Origin of the sequence: Methylophaga sp. UBA5088 (assembly GCF_002414625.1) — a bacterium.
Taxonomy (GTDB): Bacteria; Pseudomonadota; Gammaproteobacteria; order Nitrosococcales; family Methylophagaceae; genus Methylophaga; species Methylophaga marina.
This window is the reverse complement of sequence record NZ_DIAC01000128.1, coordinates 9,391-9,806: the sequence shown is the minus strand read 5'-3', so window position 1 is coordinate 9,806 and position 416 is coordinate 9,391. Positions and strand designations below refer to the sequence as shown.

General features: G+C 44.0%; 1 pseudogene. It reads left to right on the top strand.

Going from position 1 to position 416, the window contains the following annotated elements:
• Nucleotides 1-416, top strand: a pseudogene (locus B4K20_RS15785) (alkene reductase); the annotation flags it as partial.

Here is a 416-nt window from a genome sequence, read left to right as displayed (position 1 = left end):
AAGTTTGCAAAATCTGGGGTTCGGACCGAGTTGGGGTTCGTCTGTCACCTCTTCAACCCTTCAATGATATGAAAGATAGTCAGCCTCAGCAGACTTTTGAGTACGTTATTAAAGCGTTAAACGCTTTCAATTTAGCGTATTTACATATCACAGAAATGGGATCAGAAAATCCGGGCATGGCAGGTCCGGCATTTGATCTGAGTTTATGCCGTGAATGGTACCAAGGTCATTACATGACCAACAGTGAATATACATTTGACACCGCCAATGTTGCTATCAAGAGTGGTGACGCTGACTGTATTTCATTTGGCAAACTATTTATAGCGAACCCGGATTTAGTGGAAAGATTTGCCACGCAATCGCCGCTCAATACTCCGGACAGTGACTCATTCTATGGTGGTGATGCCCATGGTTAC